16 protein-coding genes and 1 pseudogene are annotated in these 20868 nt (G+C 47.4%); 11 read left to right on the top strand and 6 right to left on the bottom strand.

The annotated features are described in order from the left end of the window. Nucleotides 1-168 precede the first annotated feature (168 nt). From QUA33_RS05105 to QUA33_RS05090, 4 genes are all read right to left on the bottom strand, one after another. Complete coding sequence (locus QUA33_RS05105; RefSeq protein WP_333147006.1) at nucleotides 169-453, bottom strand: DUF5615 family PIN-like protein; 285 nt, start codon at nucleotides 451-453, stop codon at nucleotides 169-171. Continuing rightward, complete coding sequence (locus tag QUA33_RS05100) at nucleotides 446-763, bottom strand: DUF433 domain-containing protein (RefSeq protein WP_333147004.1); 318 nt, start codon at nucleotides 761-763, stop codon at nucleotides 446-448. Before QUA33_RS05100 ends, QUA33_RS05105 begins: the two co-directional genes overlap by 8 nt. Before the next feature lie 152 nt (nucleotides 764-915). Further along, nucleotides 916-1155, bottom strand: a complete 240-nt coding sequence (locus QUA33_RS05095) for a type II toxin-antitoxin system HicA family toxin (protein WP_333147002.1) — start codon at nucleotides 1153-1155, stop codon at nucleotides 916-918. Then, on the bottom strand, nucleotides 1148-1414 hold the full coding sequence (locus tag QUA33_RS05090) for a hypothetical protein (protein WP_333147000.1): 267 nt from the start codon (nucleotides 1412-1414) through the stop codon (nucleotides 1148-1150). Before QUA33_RS05090 ends, QUA33_RS05095 begins: the two co-directional genes overlap by 8 nt. A 156-nt stretch (nucleotides 1415-1570) precedes the next feature. Here QUA33_RS05090 and QUA33_RS05085 point away from each other — a divergent pair, with 156 nt between their 5' ends. The 3 genes from QUA33_RS05085 to QUA33_RS05075 all read left to right on the top strand — a co-directional run bounded on the left by QUA33_RS05085 (nucleotide 1571) and on the right by QUA33_RS05075 (nucleotide 6983). Further along, nucleotides 1571-3058: a catalase gene (locus QUA33_RS05085; RefSeq protein WP_333146998.1), complete on the top strand. Its 1488-nt coding sequence runs from the start codon at nucleotides 1571-1573 to the stop codon at nucleotides 3056-3058. A gap of 384 nt (nucleotides 3059-3442) precedes the next feature. Further along, entirely contained in the window at nucleotides 3443-3883 is a 441-nt protein-coding gene (locus QUA33_RS05080; protein ID WP_333068093.1) for a peroxiredoxin, read from the top strand. A gap of 445 nt (nucleotides 3884-4328) precedes the next feature. After that, entirely contained in the window at nucleotides 4329-6983 is a 2655-nt protein-coding gene (locus QUA33_RS05075; RefSeq protein WP_333146996.1) for a C39 family peptidase, read from the top strand. A 96-nt stretch (nucleotides 6984-7079) separates the two neighbouring features. Here QUA33_RS05075 and QUA33_RS05070 read toward each other — a convergent pair whose 3' ends face one another. Further along, complete coding sequence (locus QUA33_RS05070) at nucleotides 7080-7967, bottom strand: PEP-CTERM sorting domain-containing protein (protein WP_333146994.1); 888 nt, start codon at nucleotides 7965-7967, stop codon at nucleotides 7080-7082. Between the two features lie 556 nt (nucleotides 7968-8523). On the opposite strand from QUA33_RS05070, the gene QUA33_RS05065 reads away from it, so the two are divergent. Further along, the gene (locus QUA33_RS05065) at nucleotides 8524-8682 is read left to right on the top strand and encodes a hypothetical protein (RefSeq protein WP_333146992.1); all 159 of its coding nucleotides are present in this window, start codon (nucleotides 8524-8526) and stop codon (nucleotides 8680-8682) included. Nucleotides 8683-8867: 185 nt separating this feature from the next. Here QUA33_RS05065 and QUA33_RS05060 read toward each other — a convergent pair whose 3' ends face one another. Next, the gene (locus tag QUA33_RS05060; RefSeq protein WP_333146991.1) at nucleotides 8868-9083 is read right to left on the bottom strand and encodes a hypothetical protein; all 216 of its coding nucleotides are present in this window, start codon (nucleotides 9081-9083) and stop codon (nucleotides 8868-8870) included. A gap of 612 nt (nucleotides 9084-9695) precedes the next feature. On the opposite strand from QUA33_RS05060, the pseudogene QUA33_RS05055 reads away from it, so the two are divergent. The 7 genes and pseudogenes from QUA33_RS05055 to QUA33_RS05025 all read left to right on the top strand — a co-directional run. Then, nucleotides 9696-11234, top strand: a pseudogene (locus QUA33_RS05055) (ferredoxin--nitrite reductase); the annotation flags it as partial. 18 nt (nucleotides 11235-11252) lie between these two features. Next, entirely contained in the window at nucleotides 11253-11579 is a 327-nt protein-coding gene (locus tag QUA33_RS05050) for a 2Fe-2S iron-sulfur cluster binding domain-containing protein (RefSeq protein ID WP_333147010.1), read from the top strand. 98 nt (nucleotides 11580-11677) lie between these two features. Beyond that, a complete protein-coding gene (locus QUA33_RS05045; protein ID WP_333146989.1) occupies nucleotides 11678-13006 on the top strand; it encodes a CmpA/NrtA family ABC transporter substrate-binding protein in 1329 nt (442 codons plus the stop codon). Nucleotides 13007-13162: 156 nt separating this feature from the next. Further along, nucleotides 13163-14032: a nitrate ABC transporter permease gene (gene ntrB / locus QUA33_RS05040; RefSeq protein WP_333146987.1), complete on the top strand. Its 870-nt coding sequence runs from the start codon at nucleotides 13163-13165 to the stop codon at nucleotides 14030-14032. A 169-nt stretch (nucleotides 14033-14201) separates the two neighbouring features. Then, nucleotides 14202-16226: a nitrate ABC transporter ATP-binding protein gene (locus tag QUA33_RS05035; RefSeq protein ID WP_333146985.1), complete on the top strand. Its 2025-nt coding sequence runs from the start codon at nucleotides 14202-14204 to the stop codon at nucleotides 16224-16226. A gap of 104 nt (nucleotides 16227-16330) precedes the next feature. After that, a complete protein-coding gene (locus tag QUA33_RS05030) occupies nucleotides 16331-18019 on the top strand; it encodes a nitrate ABC transporter ATP-binding protein (protein ID WP_333146983.1) in 1689 nt (562 codons plus the stop codon). Between the two features lie 374 nt (nucleotides 18020-18393). Further along, entirely contained in the window at nucleotides 18394-20577 is a 2184-nt protein-coding gene (locus QUA33_RS05025; protein ID WP_333146981.1) for a nitrate reductase, read from the top strand. Nucleotides 20578-20868: the final 291 nt, after the last annotated feature.

The raw sequence follows: 20868 nt of genomic DNA, 5'->3' as shown, positions 1-20868 counted from the left end.
TTTAGCAGGCATTTACTTTTTCTGAATATCATTATGTTATATTATACCAATATGCGTTTTAAATGCACAACAGCTTACTCAGGCTGCAAGTGCCGATCGTCGCTGGGCGATCGCCTATTTTTACAAATACTCCAAATGATTGTTCATTTCTTCAGCATTCACTACCTCTCAAATTAATACTAATCCTTGCAAAACTTCCCCTATCGATTTACTGGTTTGCGGACAGTAAACAATACCCGCGTGAGACAAACCTGCATGATGCAGTCTTAAAAAATCCGTATCTTGGGTAAAAATTACTCGCTCTTGAGACAGGGAAAATGCTAATTGTTGTTCGTCGGATTGCCCGATCATTCCTTCTTCTGGAGTTGTAGTGAAATCAATTCCACGTCTTCGCAATCCATTTCCTATGGCAAGAGTTATATTTTCGTCTAGATGAAATTTTATCTTAGCCATGTTGACGATTTTTTAATTTTTGTTGCAATAGCGATGGGGTTTGAGCTTTCAATTGGCTGGCAAATTCTGCATCTGCTTCGATTGCCGAGCGAATTTCATCTCGACGATCGTGATAATAGGCTAAAGCTGCATAGATGTCAGATAAAGTAATACTCGGATAGTGATACAGAATTTCGTCTGGTGACATTCCCATTTGTTCGTGCCAAACAACTATATCCTGAACTCGGATGCGATGTCCGGCGATATGGGGTTTTCCCCCACAGATTCCTGGGGTGATTTCGATATGTTCTTTAATGACGGCGATCGACATGGTAGGGAATTAATATAGGATGTCTCTTCTATTTTAGGACAGGTTAGACGAGTTTGGCTGTAAAAGCCATTTTAGGCGATCGCTTTTCTGAGTGGAAAAGATGACTACTCCAACTGTTGAAATAGCCAACCAGGGAGCATATTAATGCGGACTTAACTAATCATCCCCTCAATTTCTGGATCTGTAAACCCAAATTGCCTAAAAATCCGCAACACATAAGCTGGTGACATTTCCCCAGCACCCATATCAATCGGAACAATCCTTTTTTTGCCTTCAATTTCACGCATATACAAACTATGATCCCCTTTCCCCTCTCGGTAAAACAGACATCCGTTTTGTTCTAAAATCTTAATTAATGCTTTAGGTTTAAAAGATGGAAGGTTTTTAGGCATAAACTTTCCTTAATTCATAAGTATCTGAAGCTTCCGCATCTTCTAAAGTCAGAAATTCGTGTAACTCATTAATAGAAAGAGGGCTGAGATAAACATCAGAGTCTGATTCATAGACTTCGGAAAATGATTCAATAGCTTGTTTGAGTTTATCAATAGATTGTTCGGGAGTATTTCCTTGTCCCACCAATCCATTTTCCAAACACAGAGAAACCCAATAATCAGCACTTCTTCTGAGAATCACAGTGTAGAAATCAATCATATTTTATTGGTAAATTAGTTTTAATAGATTCAGCAAATTTTGAAAACACACCAATAATATAACACCCGATCGCGCATCTGAGAATTACCGCCGCCGAAACACCATAACCCCAGAAAGGTATAGAATACTTAGGATGCAGCAATCAATTTACCTACTATGACAGAAGACAAAACATTGACAACCGCTAGCGGAATTCCGGTTGCAGATAACCAGAATTCCTTGACAGCAGGTGAACGCGGGCCTATCCTCATGCAGGATTTTCACCTGATGGAAAAACTGGCTCACTTCAACCGGGAACGCATTCCTGAGCGCGTTGTCCATGCAAAAGGAGCCGCTGCATTTGGCACGTTCACCGTAACCCATGACATTAGTCGCTACACCAAAGCTCAGCTATTCTCAGAAATTGGCAAAGAAACTCAGGTTCTCCTCCGCTTCTCTACCGTAGGCGGCGAACAAGGTTCAGCGGATGCCGAACGCGACCCCAGAGGTTTTTCGATTAAGTTCTACACCGAAGAAGGCAACTGGGATTTAGTAGGCAACAACACGCCTATTTTCTTCATCCGCGATCCGCTCAAATTCCCTGATTTTATCCACACCCAAAAGCGCCATCCCCAAACGCATCTCAAAGATCCTGACGCGAAATGGGATTTCTGGTCGCTGAGTCCAGAAGCTTTGCATCAGGTGACAATTCTGTTTTCCGATCGCGGTACGCCGAAAAGCCACCGCCACATGGACGGTTTTGGCAGCCATACCTTCAGCCTAATTAATGCTCAAGGAGAACGGGTTTGGTGCAAATTCCACTTCAAAACCATGCAAGGTATTGATAATTTCACCGCCGAAGAAGCGACGCAGATCAAAGGCAAAGACCCCGATCATGCGACTCGCGACTTGTTTGAGGCGATCGACCAAGGTAACTATCCCAAGTGGCGGTTTTGCATTCAAGTAATGACCGAGGCCCAAGCCGCAGAGTATCGCGAAAGCCCCTTTGACTTGACAAAAGTCTGGAAGCACTCAGAGTTTCCGTTAATTGACGTGGGAATTCTTGAACTCAATCGCAATCCACAAAACTTTTTTGCTGAGGTAGAACAGGCGGCCTTTTCTCCTTCAAATGTCGTTCCAGGTATTAGCTTCTCTCCAGACAAGGTGCTGCAATCTCGCATCATGTCTTATGCAGATGCTCAACGCTACCGTCTCGGTGCAAACTATCAGCAATTGCCCGTCAATCAACCAAAGTGTCCCGTGATGCACTATCAACGAGATGGCGCAATGGCACCGGGTAACAACGGTGGTAGCGGGCCCAACTACGAACCCAACAGCCACGAGGATGCCCCGAAGCAAAACTCGGTCTATGCTGACCCAGCTTGGGACTTAGGAAATGTCAAAGTCGATCGCTACGATCACCGTAAGGGAAATGACGATTACACCCAAGCAGGAGACCTCTATCGCTTGATGAAACCCGACGCCCAGCAGCGGCTTGTCGCTAACATTGTGGAAAGTTTGAGTGCAGCAAAACCGGAGATTCAGATGCGCCAACTCTGCCATTTTTTCCGCGCCGATCCGAATTACGGCCGCCAAGTCGCAGAAGGTTTGGGAATTGCGATCGATCCATCTATGATGGCTGCTGCTCAACCGGTTGGTGTGTAGAATCCGCGAACATTCAATTAGACATCTGCTTTTTAGCAGATGTCTATTCTCACATCTTGCACTATTTTCCCTGAACAGGACAAGATGGCTGTTCCACAAGAAAATCTACTCTTTGTGGAACAGCCATCTTGTCCTGTTCAAAAAAGGATTATTGACAGTGGTGCAAGAGCTCAGTATTGAAACTATGCGTGTAATAGGCACTCTTACCCCGCGTCTTAGGTGCAAATTAAATGCACTAAAGCTTAACGTCATGGAGTTGGGGGCGATTAAGAGCGGGATAGCTTCGCTTCACGCGATTTTTAGCAATTGTCTCTTGAAAAGGCACAGAACCAAGTAAAATAAATTGAGGAACTGCAATAAAAACCAAACAAGAGAAATCAAAGTATGACATTACCAATTGGCTGTGCCGCTCCTCAATTTACCGCCAAAGACACCAACGGCAACACCGTCTCCCTGTCCCAATTTGCCGGTAAAACCGTAATCTTGTATTTCTACCCCAAAGATGACACCCCAGGCTGCACCAGACAAGCCCAAAGCTTCAAAGCAGCCCATGAAGAATACAAGGGAAAAGATATAGTAGTTCTCGGTGTCAGCCGAGACAACGAGGAATCGCACAAAAAGTTCACAGAGAAATACGGTTTGCCTTTCCAGCTATTAGCAGATGTTGATGGCACCATTACCAAAGCTTACGATGTCGAGAAAGGTGATTATGCCAAGCGCGTTACTTTTGTCATCGACGGTACCGGCAAAATTATTCAGGTTTATGAAGGAGAAAATCTGAAAGTTGACTCTCACGCCCAAGATATTCTGGTCACCATAGTTTAGTCGCAGTTTAGTCGAAATTTAGCCGATCGCACTAACACTCCTGCACGCACCAAACGGCTAAAAACCCGGTTTCTTCCTAGATGGCTCGTTGCTATAAGCAATATTCTCCTAGGAACCGGGTTTTTTTCGTAAGTTCTGACTCAGGAAGTGAGGGGTCAAGGGTACAGGGGGAAGCAACTTACTCGAACTAAATTCCTTTCCTCAAAACTTGCACCACAAATCCTCTCAACCAGGCATATATTCGGTTAAGGTGCTTATTCTACGCCTAAAGTGAGATTTGTGGTGCTACTCCCGCCAATAATTAAAAACTTATGCTGGAAAAGCCATGAACCCCCCGTAGGGTGAATCTAGGGGCGATTTTGTCCTAGTTCAGGTCATTGTGTTTAATAAAATCAGAAGTTATCCTTGCTTTAGCTGAATAATGAAGTAGGTAGGGGGATATATAATGACAAGCAGCAACATTATTTTAAGTTACTTAGGCCCGCGAGAAATTGAGGTCAATAGAGCCGCTGTCTTAGTTGGCACTTTTGACAAAAATCTAGTTGCAGCGATTTCAGCAGCAGAAGGCTCAAATGCCCTGAATGTGGGGATAAATCTCTCTAGAGGCATTTGGAACATCAGTTTAGAAAAAGGATTCGATAGCGCCGGAACTCGCACTGTGCAGGTGAGGGCAACTGATAAGACCGGCAAAGTTATCGGCCAACAAACAATTAACATCAAAGTTAATCCTGCTTCTCAGTCACCCGCTCAATTTTTCACGTTAATTACTCTCACAGATACCAAATTTAAAGCCGGAACACTGCCCGCGAGCAATCTCAACGAGCTGCAAAAAGCGGACATACCAGCAGGGAAAATTTATCAAATTACTGACTACGAGTTAGAAGACGGACATCTGAATGTTCAACTAAATAATCCAATTAATCCGGTAGGAAAGTCCGGCTTTTTCTACGAAAAACACGTACTCATCACCAAAGGCGCAAAAATTCTCATATTCGATCGCGCTGAGTTGCCGGTCCCGCCGCCTGGAATGCAGTTACTGTGGGTGATCAAAAAGACCTGGTTAAAGTTCACACCCGTAGATTCTGGAACTTTAGGCTCGACTCAGAAGTTACAATTTAACCTGGGAGAAACTTTCAATCTTCTTGGCTACGCTTGCGTGGAAAACCATTTCCGAGTCGCTTTTGCTCGGGCAGTTCCTAACCTAGGAACTTCGGGATTTCTGTACTGGCAGCACGTCCAAATTTTGCGAGACGGCAGGGGAATTGAGTATGATAGAAATGCAGTTACGATGACAATCATCAAAACGACTGTGTTTAAAAAGCGGCCGATAAATGCCGCTAGCCTGCCACCCCAAGAAAAAACTACCTTGCCGGCGGGAATGATTTACGGAATTGCCGGATTCTCGATCGAACAAAGCCACATTAAAGTCTCGCTGACCGAGAATTTGCCGCAATTTGGCAATACGGGTTTCATTTATCCCGATTTTGTGCAATTCAGCCGCGGTGGCAAATCTTTTAATCCCGCTGTGAATTTAACTTATCAAGGGCCGTCAGAAGTTTTAGTAAATCAGCCGATCGTCCTTCGGGGTACTTTTGATCGGCAACAAGCAGCAAAAATTGACGTGATAGCTGAGGATACATTTCCCCTAACCGTCACTCTAAACCTAGAGACCAGCACTTGGCAAGTTAATTTGTCTAAAGGATTTAGCGTAGCGGGAGCTCGGTGGCTGAGGTTGCGGGCAACTGACAGCAAAGGCAACGTTACTGGCAGCCAAATAATTTACATTACCGTAACTACCGATCCGCTAACTGTCGGACAAGGTTTGACCTTAAAGATAGTTTCTGACACTTTGTTTAAGGTAGCTCCCCTTGATTCTTCCCGGCTCAACAATCAGCAAAAAGTTTTTGTCAAAGCAGGCCAGACGTTGGCAGTTAGCAAATACGGATTTATTGACGGGCATCTCAAGGTGGTTCTGGATTCAGCAATTTGGCCGATCGGCACTTTTGGCTATTTTTATGAACCCGACGTTCAGTTGGCCAAAGGTACTCAAATCCTAAAATTTAACCTGGCTGACGTACCCAATAGCAACGTCAGCGCTCAACTGTTGGTAACTCAAACAACTCAGATTAAAGCTAAGCCCGAAGATTCATCTAAACTGCCTGCCAATCAAGTTGCTGACCTACTTTTAGGCACTACCTATGCCATCACTGGTTATGCCTGCATTTTGGGGCATTTCCGAGTAACTCTCGCCCAACCAATTCCCGGTTTCGGCAATATCGGATTTATTTACTGGCAGGACGTTAAAATTAAAAAAGACGGCAAAGAAGTTCCCTTTGACCCCGATGCTTTGACGATGACAATCCTGCAAGCAACTGTGTTTAAAAAACGGCCGGTAGATTCTGCTAGCCTGAGCAGTAGCGAGAAAACTACGCTGCCTTTAGGTCGAGTTTACGGCGTGAACAGCTACGGTGCGGAAGGATCTCACTTGAAAGTTTCCCTGACTGAAGAACTGCCTAATTTTGGCAATACAGGTTATGTTTTTCCTAGTTTTGTTCAGTTCAAGCGGGGAGATAAAATTTTCGATCCGGTTCCGAACAATGTGGAATTGAACGTGCCGTATTTTTCGCAGCGGGACAATCCGCGTTTTGACTGGTCTACTTGCAACGTAACTTCGATCGCAATGGTGCTTTATTATTACGGCATTCGTTCTCAGTGGGGCGGACAGTTGGAGGATGAGTTGTTGCAGTGGTGTTTCGATTATGCCGGCCAGGGTTCTCAAACGGATCACAGCGTGCTTTCGGCGCTGATTCAAGCCTACGGGTTTAAGACGAGTTTTAGTACGACCCGCACGTGGGCAGAGGTGCGATCGGAATTGCTAAATCGGCGGCCAGTAGTTTTAGCCGGAGATTTTACTGCTGCCGGTCACATTCTTACTGTAATTGGCTACAATTCTCAGGGTTATATCGTGCAAGATCCTTGGGGAAATGCACTCACTGGTTACAGCGATACTGAGGGAAGAAAGTTGATGTATCCCTACAGTTACGTCAATCAAGTTGCTGGGCCAGATGGAAATGTTTGGGCGCATTTTATCTATCCATAATCTACTCTACTGTTGGCAATTTGTGAGGCACTACGGCTATTAGTAAGGTGTGCATAACAGCTATTCGTAAGGTACTGAATGCACACCCTACCTAACTTAGGAAATCTTGCGCTTACTTTTGCGTTTTGCAGCGCCAATACCTAAAAAGCTCAATCCTAGTAAAGTACCAAACCAAGTAGAAGGTTCGGGTACAGCCTCAAACGATCCTTGAATAGCGATCGCATCGTTAGCGCACTCGGCAAAAAAGTTAGCAATATAGTTCCCCGAAGGCATTGAGGATTTATTGAAACTGAATCCAATTGTTTGAGAACCCACGACATTAAACTGACCGAAATCAAGACCGAGGACGCTCAAAGTTGCTGGCGTTAAAAAATTGATTTCTCCTACTTTTGTACCCGTAACTATTGAGTTGAGAATAGTCGAGTTCCCTGTTTGTTCAAAATAGGGATCTGTGGCAGCTAAATCGCCCATTGATGGGGTTCCGCCTTGAGATTCCACTACCGTATTGAATTGATTTAAATTGCTAAAGCCAGAGTTAGTTTGGGTGACGTTGTTCGCTGTAACATTTGTGTAAACGCCTGTTGTCGCCACGCCGGAGTCATTGCCTTCGGCAAAGCGGATACCAAACAAGCTGCCGTTTGCGTTAGCTGTATTGAAGTTTTGACCGGAAAAATTGAAGAATAAATCGCCGTAGTTGATGTTGCCTCTTTGAGCTAGTGGGTCGGCATATCCTGCTAAACTTAGATTAGAATTGATGGCGATGAAAGCTGTATCTGATGTTTCTTTAATGGCGATGCCGTAAAATTCAAATTCCCCGCCGCCGATTTGGGGTCCTGTCACGCCGTCGTTGAAGGAATCGATCGCATAATTCCAGCCGTTAGATAGCGTTGCTGCTGTAGCTTTTGGTTGCTGTATTGCGAAAAGGACACAGAAAATAGCCACTGAGTAAGTACAGCGGATGGTGTTTTTAGCAATGGATTTCATAAAATGCTCCCTGGGAATCATTCTTAAATTGTCAAGTCTGCTCGCTCGACTATTTTTAATTTTCAGTCAATCATATATTTCGGCGAAAAATATTAAAATATTGCTAAAAATTTGGTCGGGCGATCGCATTATATCAACTATATTGGTTAAAAAACTAACCAATGGCAGTAACTAAATACAAGATTTATGCAGGCACAGTATAAAGTATGGCTGCATAAGTCTTGTATAGGTGAAAATACGCTGACTACCGGGTTTAGGCGGTTGAGTCCAGTCATAAACTGTCTGCAAGTCAATGTCCAGACTTGATGGGCCCCTAAAAGATATTATTGTTTTTCTGGCCGCTCGACTTAATTGATTTTTTATCAATTACCAATGAATTTTGACAAAAAGGGGCATAATGTTGTAAATACCGATGCCTAATTCTGTTGTTAATATTGCGATTTTTTGATTAATAATTTTCATAACTTGTCTGTCATCTCCAGCGCTGTTCAATAGACCTCTCCAATAATTATTGTGGAACAGGCATCCTGCCTGTTCAAGACAGGCTTTTCGAGAGATGTCTAATAATTATAATTACGTTGCTTGGGATGACTTCATTCCTCAAACTCTTCAAATGCCGATCGCGCACAGCAGTTTTACTAATTTTACCATCAGCGTTCCACCCAACAGGCTCTCAATTGAGGGTCAAAACTGTGAATCAGCACTTTTTCTGTAAGTGCCGCCCAAAGCGAGAATTGGATAATCAAAAAAAATCATACGGCAAGAGCGATCGCACGTTTTTACAACAGCCAATAAACTTCCGGCCCTACATCCGCTGCAGGCATCGTGGGTGCCTTCTAACTCTGGCGGTGGTTTCTGCACTTGAAGCGCTGCATAAATCAATCCAATTTTTAAATGCTGTTAATATATCGCCGACAGTTCGTTGACTATCTTGACTCTTCCCTTGATCACAGAACGCAGCAGGCGGTTGATCGAATGTCTGTATTCCTCGTCGAGAGAGTCGTCTAAAACAGCGGCCATCAAGCCGTAGCGATCGGCTAAAGTCAAACAACCCGTATCGCTAACAGAGGCAAGCATTTCGCAAATAGCGCCGGGAATAAGTTGAACTAAAAGCATGAGACATTCTCTGAATTCGATGCTTATATCATCTCTCGTTCTCCGAAAATTAATAGTGACGCTGGCATAGCACATAATGTGATGTTTTGAGGCCAACTGTGTGACAGCGACCGCTCTAATGTTGTGATCATCTTGTTTTAAGTCTGCGATCGCACTCACAACATTAATCTTAGATATTCCAATTTCCCCCTCTTCCTTCGTAAATCTAAAGATTTAGAGAGATTTTTCGGTTTTTGGGGTGTCTTTACCCATTTCCCATGTATAAAACGCATCGGCATTATGCGAAATATTCATAAAACTCAATATTTTGTAAAAATAGCTACGAATATTTACAATCGTGGGCTTTACATTAGCTCATAACAAAGGTGCATCGAAACGCAGCGATCGACCGAATCATCGGTAGCAACTATAACCGTAAATAGTTTGGCGACGTTCGAGCCAGCGCCCAGTCAAGCTCAAGTTTACAGAAGACCAACCATGCTTAAAAGAAATTCCATCTAGTAACTAAATATACAGTTTTAAATCCATACAGTCACTAAGGTTAGCAGGAAACACACACTTTATGCTCCAAGTCAATACCTCCCCACACAAGCCAGCAGCGAGGGTAAACCGATGACCCAAACAGTAGAGCCCAAAGCCCAAGCGAGCCTGAACAAGTTTGAAAAACTCAAAGCCGAAAAAGATGGCTTAGCATTAAAAGCCGAACTCGACCACTTCGCCACAATCGGCTGGGAAGCAATGGACGAAACCGATCGCGAGCACCGCCTCAAATGGCTCGGCATCTTCTTTCGGCCAGTAACTCCCGGCAAATTCATGATGCGGCTGCGCTTGCCCAACGGCATAATTACTAGCAATCAAACCAGAACGCTAGCAGAAATCGTCCAACGCTACGGCGACGACGGCAGCGCCGACATCACCACCCGACAAAACCTGCAATTGCGCGGAATTCGCATTGAAGACGTACCCGACATCTTCCGCCGCCTCAAAGAAGCGGGCATGACCAGCATCCAGTCTGGCATGGACAACGTACGCAACATCACGGGTTCCCCAGTCGCGGGCCTGGACGCCGACGAACTGATAGATACGCGGGAACTGGTGAACCAAGTCCAAGACATGATTACGAACAGCGGCGAAGGCAACCCCGCGTTTTCAAATTTGCCGAGAAAGTTTAATATTGCGATCGCAGGCTGCCGCGACAACTCAGTCCACGCAGAAATCAACGACATCGCCTTCGTACCCGCTTACAAAGACGGCAACATCGGCTTTAACGTTTTAGTCGGCGGTTTCTTCTCCGCCAAACGCTGCGAAGCTGCAATTCCTCTCAACGCATGGGCAAGTCCCAGCGACGTTGTAGATTTGTGCAAAGCAATTTTAACTGTGTTTCGCGATCGAGGGCCGAGAGCAAACCGCCAAAAATCGCGGCTGATGTGGCTGATTGACGAACTGGGAATCGAACAATTCCGATCCGAAGTCGAACAAGAATTAGGTCGCACTTTGCCCGCCGCCGCCCTCAAAGATGAAATCCTCTGGGACAAACGCGACCACATCGGCATCTACCCCCAAAAACAATCAGGGCTCAACTATGTAGGGTTGCACGTTCCCGTCGGACGGCTGCAGGCATCGGATTTGTTCGATTTGGCCAGAATCGCCGAGGTTTACGGCAGCGGCGAACTCAGGCTCACCGTTGAAGAAAACGTGATTATTCCTAACGTTCCCGACTCGCGGATTGAATCGCTGGTCAAAGAACCGCTGTTGCAGCGTTTTTCGATCGATCCCGCACCGCTGACGCGAGCCTTGGTTTCCTGCACCGGTGCCAAGTTTTGCAACTTTGCCCTCATCGAAACCAAAAGCCGATCCGTGGCAATGATTGAGGAACTCGAAGCCGAACTGTCAGTTCCAAAACCTGTGAGAATTCACTGGACGGGTTGCCCCAATTCCTGCGGTCAACCCCAAGTAGCAGACATCGGTTTGATGGGAACAAAAGTTCGCAAGAACGGCAAAACCCTCGAAGGTGTAGACATTTACATGGGAGGCACAGTCGGAAAAGACGCTCATTTGGGTACTTGCGTCCAAAAAAGCATCCCTTGCGAAGACCTTAAACCAGTGCTGCATCAATTGTTAGTCGAGCAGTTTGGGGCAGTTCCCAAAGAGATTACAGGGGATGTAGCTGTGCTGAACCGGCAACTGCAACTGACGGTTGACAGGGACGAAGCGGCAGTCCCCGCAGCAAAACCTCAGACATCTACTGTCATTTTCGCTCGATCGGGCAAAGAAGTTCCTTGCAGCGAAGATGAGTTCATTCTCGATGTTGCCGAACGGGCCGGAGTCGAACTTGACAGCAGTTGCCGGTCGGGAACCTGCGGCACTTGCAAGCAGCAACTCCTAGAAGGCCAAACAGTCTACGACAGCCAACCCGACGCGGCCCGAGACTTAGAACCAGGGTTCATTTTAGCTTGCAGCGCGCGGGCGATCGGCAGAGTGTCGATCGACGCCTAATCTCACAATGTGAGATGGGATGCGAAGATCCCGAATCAATCTCACATCTCACATCTCACATTTCCACGATCTCAAAGTACAACAACAATTCAAGACAAATGAGCAACCTTTCCAGAAGAAAATTCATCATCACCGCTGGAGCAACAGCAGCCGGCACCCTTCTCGCCCACGGTTGCAGTTCCGCTTCCACTTCCACCACATCTAGCGCAACTCCCAGCGGCGCATCACCCAGCGCCGCACCAGCAGTCAACATCAACCCTGCCGACGCCCCAGAAGTTACCGCAGCCAAACTCGGATTCATCGCCCTCACCGACGCAGCACCCTTAATCATCGCCCAAGAAAAAGGGTTATTTGCCAAGTACGGCATGAAAGACGTACAAGTTACCAAACAAGCATCTTGGCCAGTTACTCGCGACAACTTAGAACTCGGTTCCGACAAAGGCGGCATTGACGGGGCCCACATTTTATCCCCGATGCCTTACCAAATGACATTAGGCACTATTACCAAAGGCAATCAGCCAGTGCCGATGTACATTCTCGCCCGGTTAAATACTAACGGTCAGGCAATTTCGCTCAGCAAAAAATACCTAGATTTAAAAGTAGGTACAGACAGCGCACCCCTGAAAGCAGCTTTTGGCAACCAAAACCTTCCTGTTGCTATGACTTTTCCCGGCGGCACCCACGACTTGTGGCTGCGCTACTGGCTAGCAGCCGGCGGTATTAATCCAGATACAGATGTTTCCGTGATTCCCATACCGCCGCCCCAAATGGTAGCGAACATGAAATCTGGCAGCATGGAAGCCTTTTGCGTAGGCGAACCTTGGAATGCCCAGCTAGTTGCTCAAAAGGTAGGATACACCGCCTTGATAACTGGAGAAATGTGGAAAGATCATCCTGAAAAAGCTTTAGGTTTAAGAAAAGATTGGGTTGACAAAAACCCCAAAGCTGCAAAAGCACTTACCATGGCCGTACTGGAAGCCCAGCAGTGGTGCGGAAAGCTAGAAAATCGCGATGAGATGTGCCAAATCATCTCTCAAGATAAGTGGTTAAAAGTTCCAGTAGCAGATATTATCGGTCGCTCTAAAGCTCAAATTGACTACGGTACCGGCCGCATTGAAGCCGCCAGCCCAGTAGCTATGAAATTCTGGGCTGACAATGCTTCCTATCCCTACAAGAGTCACGATGCTTGGTTCTTAGCTGAAAATATTCGCTGGGGTTATATCCCGGCAACTACCGACATCAAAGCAACCGTTGATAAAGTTAACCGCGAAGATATTTGGAAAGCAGCAGCGACAGCACTTGGCGTCCCTGCAGCCCAAATTCCTGCTACGACTTCTCGCGGTGTCGAAACCTTCTTTGACGGTGTGAAGTTTGACCCAGAAAAACCAGAAGAATATCTGAAGGGTCTGGCAATCAAAAAAGCATAATTAGTGAACAGTTGACTGTTGACTGTTCACTGTTGATAGTTGACCAATTTTTAAATTGAGTGGAGTTGGGTTTCCTAACTCAACCCACCCCAGACACGGTGAACACTTCAAAGTATCTACAAATAATCGATTATTCACAATACTGCAAAAACAAAAATGGCAACAAATCTCGCTGTTACTAAAAGCAAAAATCCAGTAAATTTCGTTCTGGATCACGTTCAAAAAAACCGCCGAAAAATCATCCGCCCGCTGGTAGCAATCACAGTTCTGCTCATAATCTGGCAAATCCTCTGCCACGATCCCTCATCCAGCTTACCGGGGCCAATTAAAGCTGTCCAAGAAAGCTGGAATTTGATTATCAATCCTTTCTTCGACAACGGCGGTACAGACAAAGGCTTGTTCTGGCAAATTTTGGCTAGTTTGCAGCGGGTGGCGATCGGCTTTACTCTAGCAGCAGTTCTCGGCATCAGTTTGGGAATCCTGATCGGCACAAACTCCTTAATGTTCGATGCTTTAGACCCGCTGTTTCAAGTATTCAGAACTATCCCCCCCCTGGCTTGGCTGCCGATCGCCCTGGCTGTATTTCAACAGTTCAATCCCTTTGAAGGCATGGGGGTGAAAGCTAACGAAGTGTCAGCACTATTCGTAATCTTAATTACAGCAATTTGGCCGATTTTAATTAATACCACAGTAGGCGTTCAACAAATACCCCAAGACTACAGAAACGTCGCCCGCGTCTTGCGCCTCCCCAACCAAAAATATTTCTGGAAAATCCTGCTGCCCTCTTCAGTTCCTTACATCTTCACTGGCTTGAGAATTGGTATCGGTTTGTCTTGGCTGGCGATCGTAGCTGCGGAAATGTTAGTCGGTGGCGTCGGCATCGGCTTCTTCATCTGGGACGCTTACAACAGTTCTCGACTCAGTGCAGTGATTCTAGCAGTGCTTTATGTAGGAATCGTCGGTTTAATTTTAGACAGAATCGTTGGTTTCATCGCTTCCAAAGTTGTTCCCGAAGAACAGCAATAGGATTTGGGAATGGGGAATGCGGAATGGGTGATTAGTAGTTGGTGATTGGTGATTAGTTATTAGGAAGCGGGAATAATTATATATGCCCAATGCCCAATGCCTAATGCCCAATGCCCAATTTCCCATTAATAATTAGCATCTAGAAATTACAAAATAACCTAAAATTGCCATGTCAGTATTTGTTGAAGTAGACCACGTTGACCGCGTATTTAACTTGCCAAATGGAGAGCAATACATCGCTCTTAAAAATATCGAACTGAAAATTAAAAAGGGAGAATTCATCACCTTAATTGGGCACTCTGGCTGTGGCAAATCTACGCTGCTAAATATCATCGCCGGCCTCGACAAAGCAAGTCAGGGCGGGATTACTTTAGAAGGGCGCGAAGTCCGCGACCCAGGCCCGGATAGAATGGTGGTGTTTCAAAATTACTCGCTGCTACCTTGGCTGACGGTGCGCGAAAATATTGCCCTAGCGGTAGAGGAAATTTACAGCGGTAACTCTAAAGAAGATCGCGAGTTGGTGATCGAACACCACATTAAATTAGTCGGACTCGGACACGCCGCTGACAAACGCCCGGGCGAAATTTCTGGGGGGATGAAACAAAGAGTTGCGATCGCCCGCGCCCTGGCCATTCGCCCGAAATTGCTGTTGCTAGACGAACCCTTCGGCGCCCTCGATGCTTTAACTCGCGGCGGTTTGCAAGACCAGTTGATGAAAATTTGCGAAGAAAGCAAAGTCACCAGCGTGATGGTAACTCACGACGTGGACGAAGCTTTATTGCTGAGCGATCGCATTGTAATGCTCACCAACGGCCCGGAAGCGCAAATCGGGCAAATCCTCGAAGTGAACATTCCCCGCCCCCGCAAGCGCATGGAAGTTGTCAACCATCCGAGTTACTACGCGCTGCGTAACGAAATGGTTTACTTCCTCAACCAGCAAAAGCGGGTAAAACAGCGCCGGGCAAAACAACAGCCCGCTGTCATCGCCCGCAACGGCCTGGAAAAAATCAACCTCGACATCGGCTTTATTCCCCTCACCGACTGCGCCCCCTTAGTAGTAGCTAAAGAAAAAGGATTTTTCAAAGCCCACGGCTTGGAAGAAGTTACTCTCAGCCGCGAACCGGGCTGGAAAGCGATCGCCAAAGGAGTCGCCGAAGGACGGCTGGATGCGGCGCAGATGGTCGCAGGAATGCCGATCGGTATGCTGTTGGGGCTCGACGGTGAAGTCCCTGTGCCCGTCTGTAGCGCCCTCACGCTGTCTCGCAACGGCAATTCGATTATTTTCAGCAAAGACCTTTACAAACAAGGCATTCGGACATTAGAGGATTTCAAAGCCGCGATCGCCAAGAGTCCCGATAAAGTTCACACCTTGGGCATGGTACACTCCGCCTCCATGCACAATCTGCTGTTCCGCTACTGGCTGGCCGCCGGCGGTATCGACCCCGACCTCGACGTGGGCTTGACCGTGATTCCGCCCCCCCAGATGGTAGCGAATTTAAAAGCAGGCAACATTGACGGCTACTGTTCAGGCGACCCCTGGAACTCCCACGCAGTCAACAGCGGTACGGGTTTTGTCATGGCCCGTTCCCTCGATATTTTGCCCGGACACATCGAAAAAGTTCTCGGTGTTACCGAAGATTGGGCTCAGAAATATCCTCAAACCCACCTCGCCCTCGTCAAAGCGCTTTTGGAAGCCTGCGACTACTGCGACGACCGCCGCAACCGCGAAGAAGTCCTAGCATTGATCAGCCAAGAACAATACATCGGCGCCGATCCGAAAGATATCCGTCCGGGGTTCCTCGATCCGTACAACTCCGGTACGGAGGCAGAACCAGAAATGCTCTACAACTTCAACCAGTTCTACGTTGACAAAACCAATTGTCCAGACCGCCTAGAAATGGTGTGGGTGATGGCGCAGATGGCTCGCTGGGGGCTGATCCCGTTCCCGAAAAACTGGGTGGAAGTGGTCGATCGAGTTTTGCGGCCCGATGTTTTCGGTCAAGCAGTGCGCGAATTGGGTTTGCCGGATATCGCCAGAGATCGCCGGACGATCGAGCTATTTGACGGCACTGTGTTTAATCTAGACGACCCGATCCAGTATCTTCAAAATGTCAAAATTAAGCGCGCCCTCCGCATTGAAGAAATTTTAATTGAACAAATAGGCAGTCAATGTTCCATCAAACTGCCAGCATAACCAGCAAATAGGAAGAGGGAATGAGGAGCAAGAAATTAGGAAACAAGACTCCACATTTTCCGCTTCCTAACTCCCTAATTTCAAATTCTCAATCGAAAGTTGTCATGTCTAATTCCCCAACCCAAAATCCCCCTCCTGAAAATATGCAAACTCTCAAAACCCCCCAAACAACCACACTTCAAACGCCCAAGCAAGGCTTTCTTACTATTAAAGACGTATCGAAAGTCTACGAAACTCCTAAAGGCCCTTACGTCGTTCTCGACGGTGTAAACCTGACTATTAATGAAGGCGAATTTATTTGTTTGATCGGTCACTCTGGCTGCGGCAAATCAACTTTGCTGAATATGATTGCGGGATTTAACGGGCCGACAAACGGAGAAGTGGCTTTGGAAGGTTCGCAGATTACTGAACCCGGCCCCGATCGCATGGTGGTGTTTCAAAACTACTCGCTGCTACCGTGGCTGACTGCTACGGAAAACATTCACCTCGGCGTTGAAAATGTTTACCCGGAAAAGTCCACAGACGAACACAATACGATCGTCAAGGAACACTTGGAATTAGTCGGGCTGACTGAAGCTTGTAACAAAAGACCGGGCCAATTGTCCGGGGGGATGAAACAGCGGGTGGCGATCGCCAGAGCTCTGGCAACTCGTCCCAAACTGTTGATTTTGGACGAACCTTTCGGAGCTCTAGACCCGATTACCCGGGAAGAGTTGCAGGAAGAATTGCTAAAAATTTGGCGGAAGGAAAAAATTACCGTCATTATGATTACTCACGATATTGATGAGGCTTTGTTTTTGGCCGATCGCATCGTGATGATGACCAACGGGCCAGCAGCTTCCATCGGCGAAGATATGCACGTTCCGTTCAGCCGTCCCCGCAACCGGGCGCGGATTATGGAAGACCCGAAATACTACGAACTTCGCAACTTTGCTTTGGAGTTCCTGTTTTCTCGCTATGCCCACCACGAAGAAGGTGAAGCAACGGACTCCGAGACAGAAGCCGTCGCGCTACCGATGCCTTTACCTGCTAGCAAAAAGCCTGCGGTTGCTGACAGGCCGATCGCACCTGCACCTTTTGTGTCTCACGCTGCTGAACCCCCAGAAGCTTCGCCGATCAAACGCGGCATCCTGGCAGCCTCGTGGTTCGTAGCAATGGTTACTTTAGCTGCCGTCAATATGTCTGTTGTTTCTAGCCAGCTAAAGCAAGCGAAACTAGAAGAAACTGCACCGCAGGCGGCGACTGCGGCGGCGGTTGTGAGTTCACCCCCCAGCCCGCAAATCGCAGCAAGTTCGATCGCACCGACTGCTAGCCCTGCACCCATCGCTGCTGCAAGTCCTGCAGCCATCGCTGCTGCAAGTCCTGCACCGAATGCCAGCTCTGCAGCCATCGCTGCTGCAAGTCCTGCACCGAATGCCAGCCCTGCAGCCATCGCTGCTGCCACTAACACCGCCGCCGCGCCCAATGCAGCAACCAGTGCCACATCAGAGATTTCTGACCCAGCCGAACTTGATGCGATCGGAAAGCAGTTGTATGCACAAATCGACCAAACCTGGAGAACAACTCCGACATTTACTGAAAGCTTGACTTATCGGGTCAAAGTAAAACAAAACGGCGATATCCTACAGTTCGATCCCACAAATAAAGCAGCTAAAGATTTCGTCAAAGAAACTCCTCTGCCTGTTTTGCAAACTCCTGCCGGTGCCACAGCAGGCGCTGAAAAAACTGCTGAGTTCCAAGTAACTTTTAGCCCCACCAACGGTGGCGTATTTGAAGTTAAATCAGAGAAGTAGCCGACCTAATACTCCAGCACTAAATCTCACATTGCTATCAACAACTAGGTCAAAATTAGTACCTGGACGCTGTGTGAAATCGGCAAAAATTCCTCGCTAGCCCCCATTCTGGGGGTGATAAGAGTTAGGTTAAACTTTTCTCAAATAGAGGAAGATTTAGTAGCAGCAAAAAGCTGAATGCAAGCGAGAGCGAGCGCGATTTTTAGTAAGAGAGCGGGTAATTTTAACTCAGGGTATTGTCCGTTTCTGGGAAGCATATATGCGGAAATTTAGTAATGATTGACACGTTATTTGCAGGAGCCCTCAGTTCCGACTATAATGACAAATTACGAATTACCCATTAGCTTTCAAAAATTAGCATCTAAAATCACCAGATGGAAACTATAAAAACTCTTTGCCCTTACTGCGGTGTAGGTTGCGGCCTAGAAGTTGTAGCCGACAAAAAACAAAGTTGGAAAGTCCGGGGCGATCGCAATCACCCATCGAGTCAGGGCATGGTTTGTATTAAGGGAGCAACCGTAGCAGAGTCGATTCGGAGCGATCGGCTACTGTATCCGATGATGCGAGATACTCTCGACCAACCGTTCCGCCGCGCTAGCTGGGACGAAGCTCTCAATGCAATTGTTAACCGCATCCAAACAATTCGCAGCACCAGCGGTCCCGATGCTTTGTGCGTTTACGGTTCGGGTCAATTCGCAACAGAAGATTATTATATTGCCCAGAAACTAATGAAAGGTTGTCTGGGTACTAATAATTTTGATGCTAATTCTCGCTTGTGTATGTCTTCAGCAGTCTCTGGATACGTTCAAAGCTTTGGCTCGGACGGGCCGCCTTGCTGTTACGACGATTTAGAATTAACAGATTGCGCTTTTATTATCGGCAGCAATACAGCGGAATGTCATCCGATCGTATTCAATCGATTAGCAAAATACCACAAAAAGCATCCCCATGTCAAAATGATTGTGGTAGATCCAAGGCGAACTCCGACTGCTGAAGCGGCGGATTTGCACTTAGCAATTAAACCGGGTACGGATATAGATTTGCTTAACGGAATTGCATATTTGCTGTTACGCAGGCAAGCAATAGATGCTGAATTTATTCAAGAATGCACGGCGAATTTTTCAGCTTTTGCTGAGGTTATTAGCAGCTACACGCCGGAGTTTGTAGCCTCGCGCTGCGGCATTACTGTGGGCGAGTTAGAAACGGCGGCAAACTACTGGGAACAGTCGCAGCGCGTTTTGTCTCTGTGGTCGATGGGAATGAATCAGTCGTCGGAAGGCACGGCAAAGGTGCGATCGCTGATTAATTTGCACTTGATGACCGGTCAAATCGGCAAACCGGGATGCGGCCCGTTTTCCCTCACCGGCCAGCCAAACGCGATGGGAGGGCGGGAAGCCGGAGGACTGTCTCACTTGCTCCCAGGCTACCGTTTTGTGAAAAATGCCGAACACAGAACCCAAGTCGAGGAGTTTTGGGGAATCGCACCGGGAAGCATTTCCCCGAATCCGGGCCGCACAGCTTGGGATATGATCACCGGTTTGGAAACTGGCGAAGTCGAGTTGCTGTGGATTGCAGCTACCAATCCGGTGGTGAGTATGCCGGATTTGGAACGCACTAAGGCCGCTTTGCTGCGATCGCCCTTTACTATTTATCAAGAAGCTTACTATCCCACTGAAACCTCGGCCTACGCTCATATCCTGCTGCCGGCAACGCAGTGGAGCGAAAAAACGGGAGTAATGACGAATTCCGAACGCCGGGTGACGCTTTGTCCCGGTTTCGACACTCCCTCCGGGGAAGCCCGCGACGACTGGAGGATTTTCGCCGAGGTGGGACGGCGGTTGGGTTTTGCCGAACACTTTGCTTTCGACAACAGTGCGGAGGTTTTTACAGAATACGCCCAGTTGACGCGCGGCCAGCCTTGCGACATGACCGGTCTGAGCCACGAATACATCCGCCAACAAGGGCCGCAGCAGTGGCCTTGCCGGGAAAACGAGCCTGTGCATCCAGCGAACGAAGCGAAACGGCTGTATACTGACAGGCGTTTTCACACTCCTGATGCGCGGGCGAGATTTTCGGCCTATCACTCGCGGGGACTGGCAGAACCTCCCGATCCGAATTATCCGTTTGTTTTGACTACAGGGAGACTTTACGGACACTGGCACACGATGACGCGGACGGGTAGAACAGAGAAAATTAATCAATTGCACCCCGATCCGTTTTTGGAAATTCACCCCCGCGATGCTGCCAAATTGCAGATTAAGGAGGGAGATTTGCTGGAAGTTCGATCGCGCCGCGGCAAGGCGCAGTTTCCGGCCAAAGTCACAAAGGCGATCGCCCCAGGTACGCTATTTGTACCGATGCACTGGGGTTCTCTCTGGGCTGAAGGTGCTGAAGCCAATGCTATGACTCATGCTGCAAGCTGTCCAGATTCCAAACAGCCTGAGTTAAAAGCTTGTGCGGTGCAGTTGGTGCTGGTTGGGGCAGAAACTGCGGCGGAAGTTGTCGCAGAAGTTGGGGAATTTAATTGGGCAAAATCCACCCTTGCCGTCACTTCTTGAGCTGCCCTCCAACTACGGGATGTTACAAATCACCGAATAACGAGGGGGAAGCCCCTAGCGATCGACATGGGGAGGAACGTGGTTGGCGTTCGGCGCTGAGTCGAGTCGCGCTGAGTCGAACGATTTGAGATTTACTCCACAGATGAATCTGGGAGATCGAACAAGAATCTAAAATAACGATCTCTCGACGACTCGTGTCGTTCGCAAGTATCCGTATTTTAGGGTAACAACCTCTCTCGATCGAGCAATTTCGATCCCGGACGCACCCTACACATAAATCTCAAATCCTCA

The sequence above is a fragment of the Microcoleus sp. Pol14D4 genome, from assembly GCF_036701245.1.
In the GTDB taxonomy this organism is placed as follows: Bacteria; Cyanobacteriota; Cyanobacteriia; order Cyanobacteriales; family Microcoleaceae; genus Microcoleus.
Note: the sequence above shows the minus strand (reverse complement) of the source record. Positions and strands in the feature narration are given on the sequence as shown.